The 22,542-nt window shown below is 34.1% G+C and carries 21 protein-coding genes; 17 read left to right on the top strand and 4 right to left on the bottom strand.

The window, feature by feature from the left end:
- Positions 1 to 18 precede the first annotated feature (18 nt).
- The 12 genes from hemB to F7O84_RS05650 all read left to right on the top strand — a co-directional run bounded on the left by hemB (position 19) and on the right by F7O84_RS05650 (position 13,602).
- Positions 19 to 996: a porphobilinogen synthase gene (gene hemB / locus F7O84_RS05705; RefSeq protein ID WP_151142869.1), complete on the top strand. Its 978-nt coding sequence runs from the start codon at positions 19 to 21 to the stop codon at positions 994 to 996.
- Positions 996 to 2,273 (top strand): glutamate-1-semialdehyde 2,1-aminomutase, encoded by a 1,278-nt coding sequence (gene hemL / locus F7O84_RS05700; protein ID WP_151142867.1) that lies wholly within the window; start codon positions 996 to 998, stop codon positions 2,271 to 2,273. Before hemB ends, hemL begins: the two co-directional genes overlap by 1 nt.
- A gap of 74 nt (positions 2,274 to 2,347) precedes the next feature.
- Positions 2,348 to 4,396: a methyl-accepting chemotaxis protein gene (locus tag F7O84_RS05695; RefSeq protein WP_151142864.1), complete on the top strand. Its 2,049-nt coding sequence runs from the start codon at positions 2,348 to 2,350 to the stop codon at positions 4,394 to 4,396.
- A 91-nt stretch (positions 4,397 to 4,487) separates the two neighbouring features.
- On the top strand, positions 4,488 to 5,084 hold the full coding sequence (locus F7O84_RS05690; protein WP_151142861.1) for a superoxide dismutase: 597 nt from the start codon (positions 4,488 to 4,490) through the stop codon (positions 5,082 to 5,084).
- A 174-nt stretch (positions 5,085 to 5,258) separates the two neighbouring features.
- Complete coding sequence (locus F7O84_RS05685; protein ID WP_151142858.1) at positions 5,259 to 5,564, top strand: hypothetical protein; 306 nt, start codon at positions 5,259 to 5,261, stop codon at positions 5,562 to 5,564.
- Between the two features lie 82 nt (positions 5,565 to 5,646).
- Positions 5,647 to 6,615, top strand: a complete 969-nt coding sequence (locus F7O84_RS05680) for a metal ABC transporter substrate-binding protein (RefSeq protein ID WP_151142855.1) — start codon at positions 5,647 to 5,649, stop codon at positions 6,613 to 6,615.
- Complete coding sequence (locus F7O84_RS05675) at positions 6,612 to 7,301, top strand: metal ABC transporter ATP-binding protein (RefSeq protein WP_151142852.1); 690 nt, start codon at positions 6,612 to 6,614, stop codon at positions 7,299 to 7,301. Before F7O84_RS05680 ends, F7O84_RS05675 begins: the two co-directional genes overlap by 4 nt.
- Complete coding sequence (locus tag F7O84_RS05670) at positions 7,285 to 8,100, top strand: metal ABC transporter permease (protein WP_151142850.1); 816 nt, start codon at positions 7,285 to 7,287, stop codon at positions 8,098 to 8,100. The genes F7O84_RS05675 and F7O84_RS05670 overlap by 17 nt, the downstream gene beginning before the upstream one ends.
- A gap of 130 nt (positions 8,101 to 8,230) precedes the next feature.
- Positions 8,231 to 9,508 (top strand): IS110 family RNA-guided transposase, encoded by a 1,278-nt coding sequence (locus tag F7O84_RS05665; RefSeq protein WP_151142848.1) that lies wholly within the window; start codon positions 8,231 to 8,233, stop codon positions 9,506 to 9,508.
- 421 nt (positions 9,509 to 9,929) lie between these two features.
- Entirely contained in the window at positions 9,930 to 10,598 is a 669-nt protein-coding gene (locus F7O84_RS05660; RefSeq protein WP_151142845.1) for a TIGR03943 family putative permease subunit, read from the top strand.
- 121 nt (positions 10,599 to 10,719) lie between these two features.
- Positions 10,720 to 11,733, top strand: a complete 1,014-nt coding sequence (locus F7O84_RS05655; RefSeq protein ID WP_151142843.1) for an ArsR/SmtB family transcription factor — start codon at positions 10,720 to 10,722, stop codon at positions 11,731 to 11,733.
- A gap of 183 nt (positions 11,734 to 11,916) precedes the next feature.
- Entirely contained in the window at positions 11,917 to 13,602 is a 1,686-nt protein-coding gene (locus tag F7O84_RS05650) for an ABC transporter ATP-binding protein (protein ID WP_207708039.1), read from the top strand.
- 128 nt (positions 13,603 to 13,730) lie between these two features.
- On the opposite strand, the gene F7O84_RS05645 is transcribed toward F7O84_RS05650, so the two are convergent.
- The 3 genes from F7O84_RS05645 to F7O84_RS05635 form a co-directional block, all read right to left on the bottom strand.
- Positions 13,731 to 14,321, bottom strand: coding sequence for an ATP-dependent Clp protease proteolytic subunit (locus F7O84_RS05645; protein WP_151142840.1), 591 nt, complete (start codon positions 14,319 to 14,321; stop codon positions 13,731 to 13,733).
- Entirely contained in the window at positions 14,318 to 14,731 is a 414-nt protein-coding gene (locus F7O84_RS05640; protein WP_243140817.1) for a helix-turn-helix domain-containing protein, read from the bottom strand. Before F7O84_RS05640 ends, F7O84_RS05645 begins: the two co-directional genes overlap by 4 nt.
- Before the next feature lie 65 nt (positions 14,732 to 14,796).
- A complete protein-coding gene (locus F7O84_RS05635) occupies positions 14,797 to 15,612 on the bottom strand; it encodes a Cof-type HAD-IIB family hydrolase (protein WP_151142837.1) in 816 nt (271 codons plus the stop codon).
- Between the two features lie 259 nt (positions 15,613 to 15,871).
- Between F7O84_RS05635 and F7O84_RS05630 the strand changes: the two genes are divergently transcribed.
- From F7O84_RS05630 to F7O84_RS05610, 5 genes are read left to right on the top strand one after another with little or no spacing between them, the layout of a single operon-like run.
- The gene (locus F7O84_RS05630; RefSeq protein ID WP_151142834.1) at positions 15,872 to 16,573 is read left to right on the top strand and encodes a response regulator transcription factor; all 702 of its coding nucleotides are present in this window, start codon (positions 15,872 to 15,874) and stop codon (positions 16,571 to 16,573) included.
- On the top strand, positions 16,563 to 17,723 hold the full coding sequence (locus tag F7O84_RS05625) for a sensor histidine kinase (RefSeq protein WP_243140816.1): 1,161 nt from the start codon (positions 16,563 to 16,565) through the stop codon (positions 17,721 to 17,723). Before F7O84_RS05630 ends, F7O84_RS05625 begins: the two co-directional genes overlap by 11 nt.
- Positions 17,720 to 19,903, top strand: coding sequence for a hypothetical protein (locus F7O84_RS05620; RefSeq protein WP_151142832.1), 2,184 nt, complete (start codon positions 17,720 to 17,722; stop codon positions 19,901 to 19,903). The genes F7O84_RS05625 and F7O84_RS05620 overlap by 4 nt, the downstream gene beginning before the upstream one ends.
- Entirely contained in the window at positions 19,890 to 20,819 is a 930-nt protein-coding gene (locus F7O84_RS05615) for an ABC transporter ATP-binding protein (RefSeq protein ID WP_151142829.1), read from the top strand. The genes F7O84_RS05620 and F7O84_RS05615 overlap by 14 nt, the downstream gene beginning before the upstream one ends.
- Positions 20,819 to 21,724, top strand: coding sequence for an ABC transporter permease (locus F7O84_RS05610; RefSeq protein WP_192451668.1), 906 nt, complete (start codon positions 20,819 to 20,821; stop codon positions 21,722 to 21,724). The genes F7O84_RS05615 and F7O84_RS05610 overlap by 1 nt, the downstream gene beginning before the upstream one ends.
- Here the strand turns inward: F7O84_RS05610 and F7O84_RS05605 are convergent.
- A complete protein-coding gene (locus F7O84_RS05605; protein ID WP_151142823.1) occupies positions 21,680 to 22,516 on the bottom strand; it encodes a PHP domain-containing protein in 837 nt (278 codons plus the stop codon). The two genes, F7O84_RS05610 and F7O84_RS05605, sit on opposite strands and share 45 nt — an antisense overlap.
- Positions 22,517 to 22,542 lie beyond the last annotated feature (26 nt).

The following is a 22,542-nucleotide window of genomic DNA, read 5'->3' as shown; positions in this document are numbered from 1 at the left end:
TTAGTTGGAGGTAGAGACGTGTTAGTTAGACCAAGAAGGACTAGAAGCAGTGAAATACTTAGAAAAATGGTGAGAGAAACAAGGATGGACAAATCCTCTTTAATGTATCCAATATTTGTGCAAGAAGGGGATAAGATTGAGGAAGAAATTGCATCTATGAAGGGGCAATATCGTTATAGTGTGGATCGACTAAAATACGAACTAGAGCGAGTTTCAAATGCAGGTGTATCAAGCGTAATGCTGTTTGGAATTCCGAAAAATAAGGATTTAGTTGGAAGTGAAGCATATGCAGAAGACGGCATTATTCAAAAGGCTCTTATGGAGGCAAAAAAAGAATTTCCAAACCTTTATTATGCAACGGATGTTTGTCTTTGTGAATACACTTCACATGGGCATTGTGGAATCTTAAAGGGTGAATATCTTGACAATGACCAGACATTAGAATTGTTAGCCAAAACAGCCCTTTCTCATGTACAGGCAGGTGCAGATATGGTTGCACCTTCTGATATGATGGATAAAAGAGTACAAAGAATTCGTGAAGAGTTAGAAAAAAACGGTTATGTTCAAACACCGATTATGAGTTATGCCGTAAAATATGCGTCGTCTTTTTATGGACCGTTTCGTGAAGCGGCAGGATCGACTCCCTCCTTTGGAGATCGAAAAAGTTATCAGATGGATTACCATAATAAAAAAGAAGCCATTAAGGAAGCTCTTTTAGATGCAAATGAAGGAGCAGATATTATAATGGTTAAGCCTGCATTATCATATTTGGACATTATTAAGGAAGTATCTGAGTCTGTTAATCTTCCAATTGCTGCCTATAGTGTAAGTGGAGAATATGCGATGGTAAAAGCCGCATCCAGCATGGGTTATATTGATGAAGCTTCAATTGTTTGTGAAATGGCAGCAAGTACGTATCGGGCGGGTACCGATATTTATATTACATATTTTGCAAAAGAATTAGCGAAATACATGGACGAAGGGAGAATTGGATAATGACCAAATCAGAGCAATTATATGAAGAGGCGCAAAAATATATTCCTGGTGGAGTAAACAGCCCAGTAAGGGCATATAAGTCTGTTGGATTAGTACCAAGATTTATCAGCAAAGCAGAGGGTGCTTATATCGTAGATGCAGATGGGAAAAAATATATCGATTACATTGGTTCATGGGGGCCTATGATACTCGGAAGTAATCAAAAACAGGTATTCGAAAATGTAGTAGCGGCCTGCCAAAACGGTCTAAGCTTTGGAGCAGCTACCGAATACGAAGTGAAAATGGCAAAATTAATCTGTGAGTTAGTACCTTCCATTGATATGATTCGTATGGTGAATTCAGGAACAGAAGCGGTAATGAGTGCAATCCGTGTCGCAAGAGGATATACAGGAAGAAATAAAATCGTAAAATTTGAAGGTTGCTATCATGGACATAGTGATGCTATGCTTGTAAAGGCAGGCTCTGGTGTTATGACAGCAGGCGTACCTGATAGTGCGGGAGTACCTGAGGGATGTGCAAAGGATACATTAACAGCCGTTTATAATGATTTTGACAGTGTGCAAACACTATTTGAAAAGTGGGGAAAAGAGATTGCTGCAATCATTATTGAACCAGTTGCCGCCAATATGGGGGTTGTATTACCAGAAGATGATTTTCTAAAGAAACTAAGACAAATCTGTGATGAAAATAAATCCTTACTTATTTTTGATGAAGTCATTACAGGGTTTCGATTGGGAATTGATGGAGCGCAAGGCTATTATGATATCAAGCCAGATTTGACCACTTTTGGTAAAATAATAGGTGGTGGAATGCCTGTTGGAGCTTATGGTGGAAGACGAGAGATTATGGAAATGGTAGCTCCTTTGGGCATGGTTTATCAAGCTGGAACCTTAAGTGGTAATCCTGTGGCAATGGCGGCTGGTTTTACACAGTTGACTTTATTAAAAGAAAACCCATCCTTTTATCAAAAGTTAAATGAAACTGCGACCATGCTTTTTGAAGGAATGAAGCAAATTATTAAAGAGAATGAAGTTGAGGCTTCGATAAACTATATAGGCTCTCTTGGATGTATGTTTTTTACCAATCAGAAGGTTAGAAATTATACAACGGCTAAAATGGCTGATACAAAAGCTTTTGGAACCTATTTTAAACATATGATAGAGAACGGAATCTACATTGCTCCTTCTCAATTTGAAGCTATGTTTGTATCAGGGGCCATGGGAGAGGGGGAAGTAAAAGAAACATTAGAGGTAATAGAACGTTTTTTTGTTCGATAAGGTTAATTCACGTAAGAATATATGAAAAATAAGAGAATAAAGGAAATAAAAAAGACTAGTCATACGATGCAAAAATGAAAGGTAAAGTAAGAATGATACAAAAGAGAAAAGACAAGACGATTATGAATAAAGTACAAAGCGGAATGCTATCGGTAATGATACCTGCGTTAATAATTATTATTATCATTCCGGTCGTATTGATATCAATTACAATTACGGGACTTGAAGATAGTGCTTTGCATGAGCAATCGATTAATGCAAGAAAGCAGGTAGACTCTTTATTTCGAAATAAAATATTTGCGGCAGAGATGTTTCAATATAACGAGGAGATATCTGATTTTGTTGAAAAAGCAACTACTTTGAATGAGGTTGAAAAAAGTAAGGATAAAGATAAAATAGTAGAAAAATTATACGCGGCCTATGAGACTGTTGCAACAGATGGTGGAGAAAATTTATGGATTTATGGAGTACAAAATCAGACTTTTCTATCGAGTGATGGTAGCGTAAAACAAACAGATATTAATTCTTTGGCTTGGTATGAAGCAGTTTCGCAAGCAAAAGATGTCATTGTAAGTGAGCCTTATAAAAATGAAGAGTTAAATAATACTAGTATTAGTATTGTAACCCCAATATTTTCAAGTAAAGATTCTTCGATTGTTGTTGGCTTTTTAGGGATTGATTTATTTGAATCAACCTTAGAAGAAAAGTTAAATGCAATTAAGATAGGCGAGAATGGTTCCATTGATTTAATTACCAATGAGTATCATATTGCTTATTCTGGTGATGAAGCAAGCAAAGGAAAAACACTGGATGAGATAAGTTCAAAACTATCTAACTCCTATGTTGACTCCGTGAAAAATCAATTTGAAGGAAATAAGAATTTTAAATATGACGGGAAAACTTATCTAGGAATATTTGACCAATGTAACACAACAGGTTGGACTATTGTTGCTTATTTGCCAAAAGCAGAAACAACATTTATTCGTAATATCATTATTATTATTTTAATGGTAGTAGCATTTGTAACTTTGGTATGCTTAGTATACTTTATAAAGAAAATTTTATATAAGGCACTTTCACCACTAGACATTCTAAAAGATAAGTTTGAGGAAGTTTCAAATGGAAACCTTGACATTAAAATAGAGATTAGTACGGGCGATGAAATAGAGGAAATCGCTAAGAGTGTTGCTACTATGATTGATATGCTTGCATCCGTAGTTAAGGATATGGATTACTTGTTAGAAGAAATGGCTGAGGGCAATTTTGATGTTTCAACAAGTTGTGAAGAAAAATATATTGGTGATTTCGAAGGATTATTACTATCCGTTCGTAATTTAAATAGAAGATTAGATGCTACCCTAAAGGATATCAACGAAGCATCCAGACAGGTTGCACTTGGTGCAAACCAAATGTCTGAAAGTGCACAATCCTTAGCAGAAGGAGCAACTGATCAGGCAGGCTCGGTTGAAGAATTACAGGCAACCATAGCTAATATAACCAGTCAGGTAGAAGCAAACGCTTTAGAGGCTTATAAATCTTATGAAAAAGCGGATGAAGTGACACAAGAAGCATCCAAAAGTAATGAAAATATGAATGAACTGACGAATGCCATGATACGAATTAGTGAGACTTCCAAAGAAATTGAACATATCATTGGCGAGATAGAAAGTATTGCTTCACAGACTAATCTATTATCATTAAATGCAGCAATTGAAGCGGCAAGAGCAGGAGAAGCTGGAAAAGGATTTGCTGTTGTTGCAGATCAAATTAGAAAACTGGCAGATGAAAGTGCTCAATCTGCAATTAACACAAGAAAGTTAATTGAAGCGTCTTTAAATGAAATTACGACTGGAAACGAAATTACGCAAAAAACTGCTCATTCAAACAAACAGGTCATAGATGGAATTAATGATATTAAAGGTAGCGTGCAAAAAGCGAGTGAACTTACCAAAAAACAAGCTGAGGCGATGGAACAGATTGAACAAGGAATCAATCAAATATCGAGTGTTGTTCAAGGAAATTCAGCAGTAGCAGAAGAAACATCTGCGACAAGTGAGGAGTTATCAGCACAAGCAGATACGTTAAGTGAGTTAGTTGGACGTTTTAATTTTAGAGGCGAATGAAATTAAATTATTCTAACATTCTGCATTTAATTATCGTATTCAAGGAAAGAACTGCGTATACTTATAATAAATAGGTATAAAGGTTTGACAGATGGAATTTAAAAAAATTGATTTTCAATTTACACCAGGAATTACAGCTGTGAACGAAGAGCAGTTTAACGTACATATGAAGCTTTATGAAGGCTACATAAATAAAATGAATGAAATTGATGCATTGCTTATGGAGGGTAGCGATTACGAGAATGCAAATGCCACCTATAGTAAATACAGGGGAATTAAACGAGGAGAAACATTTGCCTTAGATGGTGTGATTCTTCATGAACTGTATTTTCAAAATATGGGAAATGGGTATAATATGCCCAATGAAACAACAACCAACTATTTAATCCAATCGTTTGGAAGTTATGAAAGTTGGGAAAAGCATTTTGTGGCTACTGCAAGAGCAAGTCGAGGATGGGCTATACTTGCTTTTGACTGGAGATCGTATCGATTTCGAAATATTAGTCTAGATGCACATGATGTAGGTAACATTGCATTATCTACACCTGTGCTTGTACTAGACGTATATGAACATGCCTATTTTCTGCAGTATGCAAATAAAAAAGATGAGTATATCAATAATTTTATGAAAAATATTAACTGGCCTGTCGTAGATAAGAGAATTCTACGCAATGTTATGGGAGAGTAAAGGAATACATTAGGATATACGAACAGACAAAGTAGACTCATGCCGATATGGAAGTTGTAATCCAATCGGCATGGATTCTATCGAAAGCAAATTTTTAAATAAAACGTAAGTTTTAAAAAGTTAGAACCTATGCTAGAATAAGAAAAGTAAAATAGGATAAGAAAGGAAGAGAGTATGAACGTAAATAGTAGTAAAAAAAGTTTTATGGCGCTCGTTTTGTGTGCAGCTCTAATTTTAGTTTTAAGCTTTTCTTATCTTTACATATTTTCGAATAGTAACCATCACTGTTCGAAGCACGAATGTCCTGTGTGTGAGCAGATACAAATTGCAGAACATATCATTGAACAAGTAAAAAATGCAATTATTACAATTGCTGTCTTATGTATGACAGTTTTCTTTATATGTCATTTGTTGGATATGACATATGTCTTATTAGTAAAAGATTCCCTAGTGAAAAGAAAAGTAAGATTAAACAATTGATTTCTCCAAATAACTGACAGATACATCAGTAAAGTATTATAATACTTTGCTTCATTTTGTTGCAAAAAACGGAGGAATAAGAATGAAAAATAAAATAAAAGTTATCATGTTGACTGTGCTTTTAGTAACAGTCTTAGTAAGTTGTACAAAAAACTCACCTGCAAATACTACGGTAGAAGGAGAAAATGAAAAGCTAACAGTAGTAACAACTCTATTTCCATACTATGATTTTGTTAGGCAGATTGCAGGAGATAAGGTCAATAATATGATGTTACTATCTCCTGGAATGGATGCGCATTCTTTTGAACCAACACCAGCCAATATGATCGATGTGCAAAAGGCGGATGTATTTATTTATAATGGCGGTGAAATGGAGAACTGGGTAGAACAAATCCTTAAAGCCACAGAAAATAAGAATCAAGTATCATTACGCATGATGGATTATGTGAAAACAGTTGTAGAAGAGGAAAAAGAAGGAATGGAAACAGAGGAGGAAGAGGAAGAAGGGTTAGAAGAGCCAGAATATGATGAACATATATGGACATCTCCAGTAAATGCTCAAAAATTAGTAGAGACTATCTGTGAGACTCTAATGCAGGCAGATGAAAAAAATGCATCGTATTACGAAGCAAATGCAAAGAAGTATTTGGAAGAACTAAAAGAATTGGATGCTTCCTTTCAAGGTGTAGTAAATCAAGCTACCAAAAAAATCATGATAGTGGGAGATAAATTTCCTCTTCGTTATTTGGTAGATGAATATGGACTTGATTATAGAGCAGCATTTAGTGGATGCACAACACAGACAGAACCAAGTGCTGATACAATTGCATATCTAATTAATATAACAAAAGAAGAACAAGTAAATGCGGTCTTTCACATGGAGTTAAGCAATGGAAAGATTGCGGATACAATTAGTGAAGCAACAGGGGCGAAAGTACTTACCTTTCATTCGACACATAATGTGACAAAAGAAGACTTTGAAAAAGGAGTAACCTATCTTGAACTTATGAGGCAAAATGTTAAAGTGCTTCAGGAAGGATTGAATGAATGATGCTTGAGAAGAAACGAATACTTTCTTGTGAAAATTTGTGGATTGGTTATGATAACAAACCAATTGTAAAGGATTTTAATTTGGAGATATATGAGGGAGATTACATTACAGTGATTGGAGAAAATGGTGTAGGAAAAAGTACATTAATTAAGACAATATTAGGTTTACTTACACCAATATCTGGAAGAGTCATAAAGGATATGAAAGGTAAGGGAGGGATTGGTTATTTACCTCAACAAACGAGAGTACAAAGGGATTTTCCAGCTAGTGTATATGAAGTTGTTATTTCAGGTTTTTTAAATAGGGCAAACAAACGCCCCTTTTATTCTTTGGCAGAGAAAAAAGAAGCAATGAAAAATATGGATTTACTTCGTATTCTTGATTTGAAAAATAAATGTTATCGCGAGTTATCTGGAGGACAACAGCAACGAGTTCTACTGGCAAGAGCTTTGTGTGCATCTAATCATTTTCTTGTTTTAGATGAACCTGTATCAGGTCTAGATCCAGAAGCGGCTAAGGACTTGTACTCTAATTTAAAAGAGATAAATGAAAAAAGAAACATGGCAATCCTAATGATTTCACATGATATACAAAACGCTTTGGTACAGGCGGATAAAGTGTTGCATATGAAAAAAGATAGTTGGTATCTCGAACTTGGAGGTAAAAAAGATGAAACTTTTATTTGAAATGCTTTCGTACCCATTTATGCAAAGAGCTTTTGAAGTAGGAATCATGGTGTCATTGTGTTCTGCATTGCTTGGAGTAAGCCTTGTGCTAAAACGATATTCTATGATAGGGGATGGACTTTCCCATGTTTCCTATGGAGCATTATCTATTGCTTTGGCATTTGGTTTAGCACCACTGGAGGTTTCCATTCCAGTCGTTATTATTGCAGCTTTTTTCTTGCTTCGCATTACCCAGAATTCAAGAATAAGAAGTGATGCAGCGATTGCCCTTGTATCCTCAGCTTCTCTAGCCGTTGGCGTAATTGTAACTGCTTTGACAACAGGACTGAATACAGATGTGTGTGGTTATATGTTTGGAAGTATACTTGCAATGAGCCAAAAAGATGTTAAATTAAGTATCTTTTTATCAATCGTAGTCATTCTCTTATTTATTTTTTGTTATCATAAGATATTTGCAGTAACGTTTGATGAAACATTTGCAAATGCAACAGGAGTCAATGTAAATTTTTATCATTCCATGCTTGCTGTTTTAACTGCAGTTACGATTGTACTGGGAATGAGAATGATGGGTGCTATGTTAATATCGAGCTTGATTATTTTTCCAGCACTGACTTCAATGAGAGTGGTAAAGACGTTTTTTGGCGTTGTTATTTTATCGGGTATCCTTTCCGTAGTTTGTTTTGTAATCGGAATCATAGGTTCCTATCGATTTTCCACTCCAGCTGGAGCAAGTGTTGTAATAGTTAATTTGGCTGTATTTTTATTCTTTGTATTGATTGAAAAGTTGAGAAAGGCATAAAGTAAATGCTTTATAGGAGCATTCCTGTTAAGTAACAAATGACAGGTTTGCAAAAAATGAGCGTCACCCATAGAATAATGATTGTTAACTGGCAGGTTAAATAATCATCGTTCAAAGGAGACACTCACAAATGAATTGTAAACAAAATCAGAAAATCAATCAAGTAAAAGAATCAACTTTGGTAGTTGGAATTGATATCGGAAGTACAACACAATACGCCAGAGCTTTTGACTGGCGAGGCATCGAATTAGGGAAGGTCTTTAAATTTAGCAACAGCAGAGAAGGTTTTGAAAGCTTCAAGAACTGGATGAGGTGGATACAGGACAAGAATAAAAAATCAGATGTTATTGTAGGTATCGAACCAACAGGTCATTACTGGTTTGACCTTGGCGCTTATCTTGAAGATGAAAGCCTCCTCCTGGTTATGGTTAACCCTTATGCGGTAAAGCAGACCAAGGAACTGGATGACAACAGCCAAAGTAAAAACGACAACAAGGATCCCAAGGTAATAGCAAAACTCGTTATTGAGGGAAGATATTCAGCACCATATACGCCGGATGGTGTGTATGCAGATTTACGAATTATGGCATCCAATCGGAAGAGACTGATCAGGGAACTTACCCAGATCAAAAACAGATTTGCCAGATGGTTTGCCATATATTTTCCGGAATACAGTGATGTATTCGGAGACTATGAATCACAAAGCAGTATGTTACTGCTGAAAACAGTTTGTACACCGGAAGCAATCGTGGAACTCGGAGCCGAGAAAATAAATCAAATCTGGCGTGATGCAAAGCTGAGAGCTGTTGGAATGAAAAGGGCAACGACCCTGTGTGAAACAGCAAAGCGAAGCATAGGCTTAAAGAAAGGATCTTCGGCTGCTGAGTATGAAATGAAACTACTGCTTCAGGATTATGATTACAAAAAGGCACAGCTTGAATCCGTTATGGATGAAATAGAAAGCCTGTGCAAAAAGATACCCGAAAGCGAGCAGATGCTTGCCATCAAAGGTATAGGAATTATCACTGTTGCTGGATTTCTGGCTGAGGTAGGTGATGCGAGACGTTTCGAATCACCACGACAGATACAAAAGCTGGCAGGACTCTCATTAAGGGAAAATAGTTCGGGAAAGCATAAAGGACAGACGACCATAAGTAAACGAGGTCGAAGTAAGTTACGAGCTGTACTGTTCAATGCGGCAATCCCACTGATAGCTACAAATCCAGAGTTTCGTGCATTGCATGAGTATTATACAACCAGAGCGAATAATCCATTGAAAAAGAAACAATCAGTGATAGCCATCAGCTGTAAGCTGATCCGAATCTTCTATGCTATTTTGACCAAAGGAGTGTCGTATGATGCACAAAAGATGATGTCTGATATACACAGACAGTCAGTAGCAGCATAAGAAGAAACTGTAGCATTCAGGAAGACGTCCGCCGAAAGGCGCTGAAGAAAACAGCAAGAAAGATACAAATAAAACATAGAGAGCCGAAGTCAGATTTTTTTCCATCAGAGCACAGACTCAGCGTAGGAGCATCATGACGCCCCTTTATGGATAAGCAGAACGAAGGAATTCAGGACCCTGAAGTAAAGGTGATCCAGTATGACATGGGAGGTTAGGCTGCCGTAAGGACATGGGGAGATAGAAGGGCCAATCATAGCGAAATAGGACGATGTCTTATTAAGTGAACCCCAAACATCCATATATCCATGATTTAAGGCCATGGGGAATGACATAGACTAAGAAAGCTATTCTATAAAAAAATGAAAAAGTAAGAAAAAGCGAGTTAACAAGAGAAAAACTAAGATAATTATGGGAGGCAAAAATGAATTGTTATAAACAAAGTATTATCCTAATGGGTGTTATATTTTTGATAAGTGGATGTAGTGTGGCAGATACTTCAACGAATAATTCCAAAATGACACAGAATGAAACAGTAAGTTCTCAAGAAAGCAAAACGGATACTAAAAATATGGATGAGGTAACAGAGCTTGGTCAGAGCGAAGTAAGTACAAACAACGACGGAAATACCACAGACTCAAATCAGTTTGGTTTACTTGAAACCAAGAAAAAGCCTCATTCTTCTCTTAATTATAACTGTGACATTGAAAAAGACAGAGAACATTTTGATGAGTCTAATATTGATATCGTTGTTGGAGATGAATATTATTCCACACAAATTAATGATTGGTATATGAACTTTGAAGAATACGAAGGCAAGACAGTGGAGATAGAAGGATATTATATAGCCGATTATTTACCATATTTATTTGTAGGTAGATATGGTCCAACTTGCCCATATTGTCAAGGTGGCTACGTATGCTTTGAGTTTTATACCAAGGAGGACTTAACACAGTTGGTGTCTGGGCAGGATTGGATTAAAGTTAAGGGAATATTACGTCAAGATGAAGATGAAAGCGGTCAGTTTTATTATATTGAGACCATGTCAGTTGAGAAAATGGAAGAAGTAGGACTTGATACGGTCACAAATTAAGAGTGCATGGTTGTTTTTATTGAATAGAGGTTGTACTTGCCATTACAAAATCGTTAAAGTATAATAAATTAGATGGTCATCAAATAGTACGGATAGGATAGGAAAAGGTTGAGGTGTGGCAATGGAAGAAAAAGTATTTTGTGAGTTAGATCCGGTAGTTGAAACAATGGGACTTCTTTATACTAGTTACAACTTTGATAAATTAAAGGATGAAATCATAAAAGGGATTACAGATTTGGGCTTTGATGGTGAGCAGTTTTATGCCAAGAATTTAAAGATATTTGAAAAATATGTTAACTTGTTTAAAAAAAATATAGTAAACAATGAGGAAGATATTTTTTTTAACGAAACAGATTCTAATTTTTTTTTAATCTTACTATTTCTTTTGGTTGAAAATAAGGAGTGGCTGTCTAGAAAAGACTCCTTAACAGATTCTATCATAAATGAGCAAATTGTTAAGATTTCAAAATCTGGTCTAGAGGATGAATTTGTCTTAGAACCAATAGAATCCTTAGATCAAATCATTCAATTTATCGAAAAAGTTGAATTAGAAGATAATGCTAAATGGAAATTGCTTCAAATCATGCAAGAACCAAAGAAATATATAGGTAAATTAATAGATAAGGTAAATACCAACTTAGAGATATATGAATCGGTTATAAAAGATATCGACAAGCCTTTAAAAAAGTTATTGAACCAATATATGCTTTCGGTTAAAACATTTTACCCATTAAAGGACAAGCTCACGGAAGCATCCGTTATTTATCCAACACTAATATTTCCAGTCACACAAATTATTTTAGAAGATAGATGTTACTATGGATTACTTAGCGGTTTACTTATGACATACGGTAGAAATGTAAAGCATTCCAAAGAAGAACTACTTATGAAATTAAAGGCATTAAGTGATAACAGTAAATTAGAAATTATTACATCGCTTAAAACAAGCCCCAAATATAATTTGGAAATAGCACAACATTTAGGTTTAACCCCAGCTACCATGTCTCATCATATGAATGCCTTGCTTAATTGTGGTTTTGTTGATGTAGAAAAAAAAGATGGAAAAGTATATTATCATTTACAAAGGGAAAATATAAAAGAGTTTTTCAAAGAATTGGAACAAACAATGATATAAGATAAATGAAATGGCTGTTGCACTTGATAAATTTAATTATTAAGTGCGACAGCCATTTTTAGAATCATAATTAGCAACCTATTTATATTTGATATCAATCAAATATATTTGACATATATATAATTATATGATACGTTATATATCTAATATATTAGATTATAATCAAATAAAGGAGAAAACAATTTGAAACTATGTCTTAAAAAAAATATGCCATTCATTGTTCTTACCGTGTTCTTTAGTGTGATTCATTCATGGCTAGCAGTATATCTAGCGAGGATTCTTCAAAAAGTAATAGACATAGCCTTAATAGGCAATATGGCTTCTTTTCAAAAGATGCTAGTTTTATCGATTTTTTATATTGTATTGCTAAGTTTCATTAGCTTTTTGTATTCTCTATCCAGCAAGAAGCTAGTATGTCTGGTCACAAAAGGACTTCGACAAAGAACCTTTTATGGAATATTTCAAAGAAATGCAAAAGCGTTCCATGATGTAAATACTGCCGATTACTTATCGGCTACTACAAATGACATCAAACTAATAGAAGAGAATTTCTTGAATCCCTTGTTACTAGTCTTACAGTATTTGGTCATGTTTATCATGACTCTAAAACTACTTTTTGAAATTAGTCCAACAATTATGTTATGCTTAATTGGTTGCATTGTTGTAATGATTCTGGTTCCTAGTATTTTAGGCAATGCCCTACAAAGAAGGCAGGAAACTTTTTCACATCAAAATTCTTCGTTTACGCAAAAGTTAAAGGATTATTTTCTAGGGTATGAAGTGATTAAATCATATCAAATGGAAGAAAAGATAAAGAAAGAGTTTGAGCATGAAAACAAAAGATTTACAGATACTAGGTTTCATGTTGAGCAGCTATTGTCACTTAACGAAGGTGTTTCAGAGATACTTGCTTTTCTTACACAATTTTCTGGGATGTTTATAGGTGCTTATCTGATTATAAAAGGAGAAATAACAGCAGGTACCTTAGTTGCATTGATCCAGTTATCCGCAACCTTTGTATCACCTGTTATGATAATTTTACAAAATATTCCTAAAATCAGTGGAATCACTCCAGTGATAAAACGAATTGATGCATTGATAGAGTACCAAGAGGACTTATTTGGCGATAAAATTCTTTCTTCCTTTGAGGATAAGATAAATATGGAGGATGTTACTTTTTCTTATAAAGAAAATCAGCCAGTTTTAAATGGGTTGAATCTTTCTATACACAAAAATAAAAAATACGCAATTGTTGGAAAAAGTGGATGTGGAAAATCGACTCTAGTAAAACTCCTAACAGGATATTATTCAGATTATCAAGGGAAGATTTCTTATGATGATAACAATCTTATGGAGCTAAAAATACAAGAGTTAAATCGAATGATTTCGACGATACATCAAAGTGTTTACATGTTTGATGAGAGTGTAAGAGAAAATATATGTCTATATGAAACGTATACCGAAGAAGAACTAGCAGATGCTTTGGATAAAAGTGGTGTAACACAGTTTTTGGGGAGTTTAACCGATGGTATTTCAACTCTGGTTGGAGAAAATGGGAAAAATCTTTCAGGTGGACAAAAACAGCGAATTGCAGTAGCTAGAGCCTTGATTCGGAAAAAACCGATTTTGATTTTGGATGAGGGAACATCAGCGGTTGATATGCAAAATGCTTATGATATTGAGAAAAGCTTATTAGAAGTTAATGATTTAACATTGATTACAATTACCCATAATATGAATTACGATATTTTAAGTCTGTACGATGAAATACTTTACATGGAAAATGGAAAGGTAGAAGAGTATGGACAAATAGATGAGCTTCTATCTAAGAAAGAAAAATTTTATCAGTTTTATCATTTGAAAAAGTAAGAAGAAAGATAGATTCTTTTGAGATAGCGTGTCGTAGAAACTGTTGTGTAAAATGCTGATTGATTACTAAATGAAAAATCAGCATTTTACATGAAGCTTACCTAGGAACAATAGTAAAGGTTAAAAAGCTAGCGATTAGTTATAACGGAATCAATGATTCCATAAGAAAAGGCTTCCTTAGCACTCATAAAATAGTCTCTTTCTGTGTCTCTTTCAATGTCTTTTATCGTATGTCCTGTATTTTCTGCCATGATACGATTCAAACGTTCTTTACTTTTTTGCATATGATCAGACATGATTTTGATATCACTTGCCTGACCTTGAATACCATTTCCGTGAACGGCAGGTTGGTGTATCATAATTTCAGCATTTGGCAAGGCAAAGCGTTTTCCTTTTGTACCACCTGCTAATAGAAAAGCTCCAAAGCTTGCCGCCAGGCCGATGCATATAGTTGACACATCACATTTAATGTAGCGCATCGTATCATAAATTGCTAGGCCAGCCGTAACTGAGCCACCAGGGCAATTTAGATATAAGTTAATATCTTTGTTTGGGTCACTTGCTTCTAAAAAAAGTAATTGTGCAGTAATTAAGCTTGCAGAAGTATTGTTAACCTCTTCGCCTAAAAAAATAATTCGATCCGCCAGCAGTCTGGAATAAATATCATAGCTACGTTCGCCGCGGCTGGTTTGTTCAATTACATAAGGAACCGTACTCAAGCGGCCAACACCTCCCAAGCATACGAGATTTTGGATGATTGTTTAGCATGACTTTGATTAAAGGAAGGAACAGATAGAACCGTCGATGCTAATTTTCGATAGGTTTGCGGTGGATACTGATATATTTGACGAAAGGCAAGAGTGAAGGCTTGTTGTGAATGATATCCAGCCTCCAATGCAATCTGCGCAATTGGTGTAGTAGTTGTGGTAAGCTTTCTTGCTGCAAGATAAAGACGTCTTGATTGGATAAATTTGTGCATGGTATATCCAGTTACTTCTGTAAAAATTCGATTCAAATGAAATTTAGAATATCCAACATGCTTAGAAATTGTATCTAGAGTAAGCTCTTCATCCAAGTTTTCTTCCATATAGTGAATGACTTTTTCTACAATATCATAATTTTTTTTCAAATAATCGCCTCCTTTTCTCTATCATAGCAAGTGTAGCTTATGCTGTCTTAATAGAAAATGCTTTTTTATAATAAAAATTTTTCTATGATTTCCGCAATACCATGATTATTATTGTTATTTGTTGTGATATAATCACCATATTTTTTGATTTCATCTGAGGCATTCGCCATTGCAACCCCGATTCCAGCAGCTTGAAGCATTGAGATATCGTTTTCTTCATCACCAGCAGCGATTGAGTTCTCAATTGGTATGTTTAAGTAATCACATAGAAATGTAAGGGCATTGCCTTTGGTTGCTTCAAGTGGACCAAATTCAAGTAAATATGGATTAGAAAAGTGGCAATTAACTTTATTAACGCACCAAGGCTTTAGTTCCTCTTTGATTGTTTCTAAATGCTCTTTGCCAGCAAAATCGATCATAATGGTTTTTACAGGACTTTCAATTGGAGCTGTTTTAATATCTTTTATTATTTCATATGATATCTTAATATTTTCACAATAACGCTCCAGCTCTTTCGTAAGATGTTCAGATATTACACCTTCATCTGAATAGGTATGACAATGTACGCCGTGTGCTTTTGCTATGTCAAATATATGATAAACATATTCAAGAGGAATAGTTGACTTTGCAATTGCTTTTTTTGTACCGCAATCGTAAATAAGTCCGCCGTTATATGTAATAGCAAAGCACCCTTCTTTTGCTAATCCCAATTCTTCTATTAATAGAAGAGCACTTGGAAGGGGGCGGCCTGTGGTAACTACAACTTTATGATTTTGATCGAGTGCTTTTTGTATTGCTTGTTTATTTTGATAAGAAATGTTTCGTTCGTCATTGAGTAGTGTGCCGTCTAGATCAGTAAAAAGAATTTTAGTTGAACTCATAAGATACTCCTTTACGTCTTTATTTTATGATGTTAAGATTATAGCAAATACTTCAAAAAGTCAAATTTTCTTAAATATTTTGCTGATTCAAAAGAAAAGATGTAACTAGCTTAAATTTGACAAGGTTTGTTTGAATATCGTAAAGGATTTTTAATGATTTATCAACCTAATTATGATAAAATTGTAATAAGTTATGTGGTAAAAAGTGCAAATTATCTATATGGTTACGAATACACTTTGGAAAGGTAAGGTAAGATAAATGTCAAACATTAATATATTAGTTGTAGATGATGAAAAAGAAATTGCAGACTTAGTTGAAATATATTTGGTAAGTGATGGCTATAAAGTTTTTAAAGCTTACAGTGCAGAAGAGGGCTTTAAAGTACTAGAGCAAAATAAAATCGAGTTAGTTTTACTTGATATTATGATGCCAGGTATGGATGGATTAGAAATGTGTCGAAGAATCAGAGAGTACAATAACATCCCTATTATTATGTTAAGTGCGAAATCAACTGATTTGGACAAGATACTTGGTCTAAGTACAGGAGCCGATGATTATGTGGTGAAGCCTTTTAATCCGCTAGAACTAACCGCAAGAGTGAAATCCCAGTTAAGACGCTATACGCAATTAAATCCTGGTAAGCCTGTTGAAGTCATTGAAAGTGATATTCAAATACATGGACTACAAATCAACAAAGAAAATCACATGGTAACAGTATTTGGAGAAGAAGTGAAACTAACTCCAATTGAATTTGATATTCTATATCTATTGGCATCCAACCCTGGACGTGTGTTTAGTACCGATGAGATATTTGAAAGAGTATGGAATGAAAAGGTATATGAAGCGAATAATACAGTCATGGTACATATCAGAAGACTAAGAGGAAAGCTTCATGAGGATACAAGAAATAAAAAAATTATTACAACCGTTTGGGGGGTAGGTTACAAAATTGAAAAATAATTTTTTTAACACCTTTCGAAAAAAAATATTTGGATATACAATTGTAAGTTGCACCATTACATTGGCAGTAGAATTATTTTTAATCATTGATATGCATATGCTAATTGATTTTTTGAGAACGCATGGATATCGAAGCTATGCCATTGGAAGAGATGGTATTGATCCAACTATAAGATTTGTTATCTTATTAGTTTGTGGGATATTTGTTTTTTTGACTACTTTTTTTATCATGCTTAGTGATTTATTTACTTATGTTGATGAATTATCAAAGGGAATTGAGCAAATATCAGACGGTAATTTGTATATAAACCTGGAAGAAAAGGGAAATGATGAGTTTGCTAGACTTGCACAAAACATAAATAAAATGACAAAAGAAGTATTAATTATTATGGATCGAGAAAGAGAAACGGAAAGAAGTAAAAACGAGTTAATTACAAGTGTTGCTCATGACCTTAGAACTCCACTGACTTCTATTACAGGATATCTTGAACTATTAAAAATGAACAAACAATTAGAGGAACAGACGAGAGAAAAATACATTGATATTGTTTACAATAAATCCAAGCGATTGGAAAATCTAATTTATGATTTGTTTGATTTTACAAAATTAAATCATGGGAAGATAGCAATTAGACCAGGAAGCATTAATATTGTAAAATTATTAGAGCAATTGCTGGATGAGTTTTATCCAAGCTTTCAAGAGAATAATCTAGAATATGAATATGAAGCTAAGCAAAAGGACATTCTGATTGAGGCAGACGGAGAATTAATTGCTAGACTATTTGATAATTTGATAAATAATGCAATTAAATATGGAGCGGATGGAAAAATGATAAAGGTTTGCATCCGTGAAATCAAAGATATGGTGAAAGTAGATGTAATTAACTATGGTAAAGTAATTCCTAATAATGAACTAGATCATATATTTAAGAAGTTTTACCGTGTTGAACAGTCACGTTCTGAAAATACTGGAGGAACAGGGCTTGGCCTTGCAATTGCTAAAAACGTTGTGGATATGCATAATGGTACAATTGAGGTTACAAGTAGCTTAAAAGGAACTACGTTTACTGTCTGTTTGCCCTTTGATCTTAATGGAAATAAAGAAAAATTTGTAACGGAACATGATAGAAATGCGGGGAAGATAGAATGATATACTTACAACGAAAAAAGCAATGGTGTAGCAAACTTTTATACTTATTTCTTATTTGCATTTTTTTTATAATTTTTCCTCATCTAGTTGCCAAGGCTAGTGATACGAATCAATTATCCATTGAATTTACATATGGTTTTCAAGGGATTACAAAAATAGATTCATGTACACCAATTCGTATTGCAATCTATAACGAAGGAGAAGAGATAAAAGGGAAGGTTCAGGTAATACAATCATTTGTTACTCCTACCAATTCTACCATAGAGACGGTTCTATTAAATGGTTTTAAAGAAAAAAATTATATGTACGAATCAAAAGTAAATATTGCATCAAATAGTACAACGCAAGTATCTATGATTATTCCGCTTATGAGTCAGTTAAACCGCTTAAAAGTTTTAATTTATGATGAATATGATAATGTTGTCCTAACCAGTATGCAAGAAATTGAAGCTGACGATTATTACTATTATGTCTATGCAGGTATTTTATCAAATGATTTATCCGTACAAAATTATTTTGAAAATATGGCATTGTACCAATACAATGATTATACCTTTCGTGCCGTTATGCTAGAGGAAAAAGATATACCAGTTGAGAATTACGGATTAGATATTTTTAATCTATTAATAACCAATCAAGAAGAACTTGATAAGCTTTCTAAAGAGCAGAAGAATGTAATTCATAATTGGGAAAAAAATGGTGGCTATATCGTAAATCTTAGCAATCTTTCTAAACAGCCAAATGACATTTCGTGGGAAAGATTGGTACCTGAAAGCCAATTAAAAAAACTGGAGTATTCCTATCGAAGTTATGTAAATTGGTCCATTACAACTGCACTTAGTAATGTGTTCATGAATGAACTCCCAAGCTTTACGTTATTTGCCGTTGTTATAGCCATTTATATTGTTTTAGTTGGTCCTTGTCTTTATCTTATTTTAAAGAAATTAAATAAAAGAAATCTTTTCTGGGGGTGTGAAGTAGTACTCTCTATTTTGTTTGTCTTGATTGTAATCGTTTTGGGAACAAATACAAGATTAAAAGCACCATTTATAAATTATTTTAAAATAGTTACTTATAATGATGATAGCGTTGACAATAGTGTTTATTTTAATATTCGAGCACCATATAATAATGAATATAAACTATATTTAGATAAAGAGTATTCCCTAAAACCTATATATGAATATTCTTATTACAATGATCGAAGAAAGAAAGTTAAGTTAGAATCTTATAATATCGGCATTACAAAAAATGAGCAGGAAAATATCATAAATGTGAAAAATGATGTAGCCTTCACAAAAGAATATTTTTATGCTGAAAAATCAGAAAATAAATCAGGAAGTAGCTTGATACGGGTAGATATGAATCTTTTTGGCGATCAGGTAAAAGGAACGGTTACGAATCATTTAGAAGAGCCGATAGAAAATGCTGCAATTATTATCTTTAACAAGATTATTTTCTTAAGTACGATTCCAGCAGAATCTACGATTGATTTATCAAATATGAAAATATATACGTATAATCCGAAGTTTAAATATGGTCTTACGAATGAGATAGCTGGATTAAAGGTAGATAAAAACGGTTATATCAAGGAAGGATATATGACCCAAAATCAAAAAAAGACAATTTTGGATTTTTATATGGAGAATAGGTTTAATGTTTATAATGATAATGCATTTTTGATTGGATTTACGAAGGATGCAAATCAATTGGAATTGCAGTTGGATTCTTCTTATGATGCATACGGGATGACATTGATAGAGGTGCCTGTACATGCGAACTATTCAAGTGATGGTTCTCTTTATACAACCTATGTTCCGATTAAGAACGAAGAGTATAGTTCATCAGGTGATATTATGTATACAGATGAAATGATTCTAACTTATAGTTTAGGCAAAGATCTAACTGATATTAGTTTATATTTTAACGATTTAAGCTATTATGATGAGGAGTATTATAAACCTTTTTCAGGTCATATTTATTTTTATAACAGAAGCACCACCTTATATGACCCATTTGATTTATCGATAAAAAAGGTGACAGCAACGAATCTTAAGCCTTATTTAAACGAAGAGAATGAGATAGTAATTAAATATGTAGAGCAATTTGACAAAGAGGGAAAACAGGCATTGCTGCCTTCGTTATCAACCATAGGGAGGGTGAGAGATGCTGGAAATTAAAAATCTAACGAAGTCTTATGGTGATTTTAAAGCTGTGGATGACTTTACACTAAGTGTAAAAGAAGGAGATATATATGGTTTTGTTGGACCAAATGGAGCTGGTAAAACTACGATTATGAAAATTTTGTCTGGACTTTTGCCAGCAGATGCAGGAACAATAACCATTGATAATGAAAACATCTTAAAAGACATCACCAGATTAAAAAAGACAATTGGCTATATGCCCGATTTTTTTGGCGTCTATGATAATTTGACGGTGATAGAATATCTTCTTTTTTATAGTGCCGCATATGGAATATCAGATGATGTGGCTAGGGAAAGAGCCAAAGAATTGTTGGAACTGGTTGATTTGCAAGAAAAGGTAAATGAATATGTTGATAGTCTTTCAAGAGGAATGAAGCAAAGACTTTGCCTTGCTCGTACCTTAGTGCACAATCCAGATATTTTAATTTTAGATGAGCCTGCATCGGGACTAGATCCTTATACAAGACATCAATTAAAGTCGATACTTAGGCATTTGAGCGAGACAGGTAAAACCATTATAATTAGTTCTCATATTTTAACCGAATTAGCAGAGCTATGCAGTAGTATTTGTATTATTGAAAAGGGAAGAGTGATTATGAATGGTAATATTGAAGAAATCATGTTTCAAGTGGATTCTTCAAACCCACTGCTTGTACATGTTCTAGATAACGTAAATAAAGCGGTTCTTATATTGAAGAAGAATAAGTATGTAAGAACACTTTCTGTGGAAGAAAACAAGATTATGGTTACTTTCATTGGAAGAAAAGAAGACGAAGCGAATTTACTCAAAGAGTTAATTGAGAGTGGAGTATTAGTTATATCATTCAAAAGAGAGCAAAGCAACCTTGAGTCCTTGTTTTTAAAGATTATAGAAAAAGGAAGTGAATTTTAGTGAAATTAAATCCAGTTTTTGGAAAAGAACTTCGTATATTCGAAAGATCCATAAAGATATCTGTGGTCATATTTATCTATAATATAATATTAGCTCTTGTTGCTTTTGCGATTTTCTATGACATGCTTCATACGTCAAGGTTTACAGGTTCGGTTGAATATAAGAGTATCATTCAAATCTACATTATCATGGCGTATATACAATTTGGTATGTTGATTTTAATTATTCCAGGACTAACAGCGGGCGCTATTTCAGGAGAAAGAGAACGTCAAACACTTGATATTTTATTATCAACGCAATTGAAACCTTGGCAAATCATTATGGGGAAATTACAAAGTTCTCTGCTAGTTGTATTGTTATTAGCGACCACTAGCCTGCCAATCGTTTCCATTGTTTTTGTTTTTGGAGGGATTAAGATTGTTGATTTATTAATACTCATCTTATTGTTAGTGGTAGAAGCAGTATTTATAGGCACCATAGGTCTTTTCTTTTCCTCTCTTTTTAAAAAGACAACGTCTGCAACTGTTTTAACCTATACAACATTGTTATTTATTTTTGTTGGCACCTATTTGTTCGTTCAAGGAGTTTATTCGTTTGAGCAAACCAAAAATACTGCGATTGTGGATTCTGTCACTGATATAAAAGGCGCAATTTATGTATTGCTAATCAATCCAATCATAACATTTGCTGGTTTAATCAGTAAGCAGGCAGGGGGCTCAAGTGAGATTATGTCTATCTGCAATCAATTTGGAAATTATGATAATAACTTAGTTGTAAAATATTGGATCGGTATTAGTATGGTGATTCAGCTTGCACTTTCAACTGTTTTTGTTGTAATCGCACAAGCTAAAATCAATCCGTTAAGAGAGTGTAAATTGTTCAAGAAGGGAAAAAGGAATACGTAAATTACCTTTGCCGACACCAAGATCAATATCGGGCTTATTGCTACCATGAAAATCAGAACCACCCGTAATTTTTAAATTATATTTTTTTGCTAGCCCTAGCATGTTTTCCTCATCCTTTCCTTCATTTAAGGAATAAATTGCCTCGATTCCTTCTAGTCCATTATTTTTGAGAAAAATAATCAATTCCTCCAATTCTTCGTTGGAGAAGTGGTATAACAAAGGATGCGCAAGAATTGGCACACCACCCGCTTTTTTTATTATGTCGATTGCCTGTTTTGGAGTACATTTAACTTTGGGAACATAACAAGGACCACCTTTATCAATGTATTTATCAAAGGCTTCCTTCATTGAGGTGGTGTAGCCCTTATCAAGTAGGTATCTGGCAAAGTGTGCTCTCGTGATTACAGTATCGCCGAATTTTTCATGTAATTTTGAAATCGATATGTCAAATCCTTCTTTTGAAAGCAGCTCGCACATTAAAACATTTCTTTTTGATCTCAAGTTATTTAATTCATTTAGTTGATTTATTAGCCATTCACTAGTATAATCAATAAATAATCCTAAAATATGGACATCCTTGCTATGATACGTAGTAGATAACTCTACACCTGGTATGACTGTAACGAAAGTATTCTTTGAGCTTTGAATAGCAGATTCAATACCAGAGATGGTATCGTGATCTGTTAAGGCAAATGCACTTAATTTTTTTTGTAGTGCATATTCAACCAGTTGAGATGGAGCATAGGTGCCGTCAGATGCATTCGAATGGACATGAAGATCAATATATTTCATAGGTTTTAATTCCTTTCCTTGCTACT

Source organism: Candidatus Galacturonatibacter soehngenii, from assembly GCF_008830185.1.
GTDB classification, from domain to species: domain Bacteria; phylum Bacillota; class Clostridia; order Lachnospirales; family Lachnospiraceae; genus Lachnotalea; species Lachnotalea soehngenii.
This window is presented reverse-complemented; position numbering and strand designations above follow the sequence as displayed.

Coding starts and splice junctions, on each gene's coding strand:
- hemL (WP_151142867.1), top strand. CDS start 996: ATGACCAAATCAGAGCAATTATATGAAGAGGCGCAAAAATATATTCCT.
- F7O84_RS05695 (WP_151142864.1), top strand. CDS start 2,348: ATGAAAGGTAAAGTAAGAATGATACAAAAGAGAAAAGACAAGACGATT.
- F7O84_RS05690 (WP_151142861.1), top strand. CDS start 4,488: ATGGAATTTAAAAAAATTGATTTTCAATTTACACCAGGAATTACAGCT.
- F7O84_RS05685 (WP_151142858.1), top strand. CDS start 5,259: ATGAACGTAAATAGTAGTAAAAAAAGTTTTATGGCGCTCGTTTTGTGT.
- F7O84_RS05680 (WP_151142855.1), top strand. CDS start 5,647: ATGAAAAATAAAATAAAAGTTATCATGTTGACTGTGCTTTTAGTAACA.
- F7O84_RS05675 (WP_151142852.1), top strand. CDS start 6,612: ATGATGCTTGAGAAGAAACGAATACTTTCTTGTGAAAATTTGTGGATT.
- F7O84_RS05670 (WP_151142850.1), top strand. CDS start 7,285: ATGAAACTTTTATTTGAAATGCTTTCGTACCCATTTATGCAAAGAGCT.
- F7O84_RS05665 (WP_151142848.1), top strand. CDS start 8,231: ATGAATTGTAAACAAAATCAGAAAATCAATCAAGTAAAAGAATCAACT.
- F7O84_RS05660 (WP_151142845.1), top strand. CDS start 9,930: ATGAATTGTTATAAACAAAGTATTATCCTAATGGGTGTTATATTTTTG.
- F7O84_RS05655 (WP_151142843.1), top strand. CDS start 10,720: ATGGAAGAAAAAGTATTTTGTGAGTTAGATCCGGTAGTTGAAACAATG.
- F7O84_RS05635 (WP_151142837.1), bottom strand. CDS start 15,612: ATGAGTTCAACTAAAATTCTTTTTACTGATCTAGACGGCACACTACTC.
- F7O84_RS05630 (WP_151142834.1), top strand. CDS start 15,872: ATGTCAAACATTAATATATTAGTTGTAGATGATGAAAAAGAAATTGCA.
- F7O84_RS05620 (WP_151142832.1), top strand. CDS start 17,720: ATGATATACTTACAACGAAAAAAGCAATGGTGTAGCAAACTTTTATAC.
- F7O84_RS05615 (WP_151142829.1), top strand. CDS start 19,890: ATGCTGGAAATTAAAAATCTAACGAAGTCTTATGGTGATTTTAAAGCT.
- F7O84_RS05605 (WP_151142823.1), bottom strand. CDS start 22,516: ATGAAATATATTGATCTTCATGTCCATTCGAATGCATCTGACGGCACC.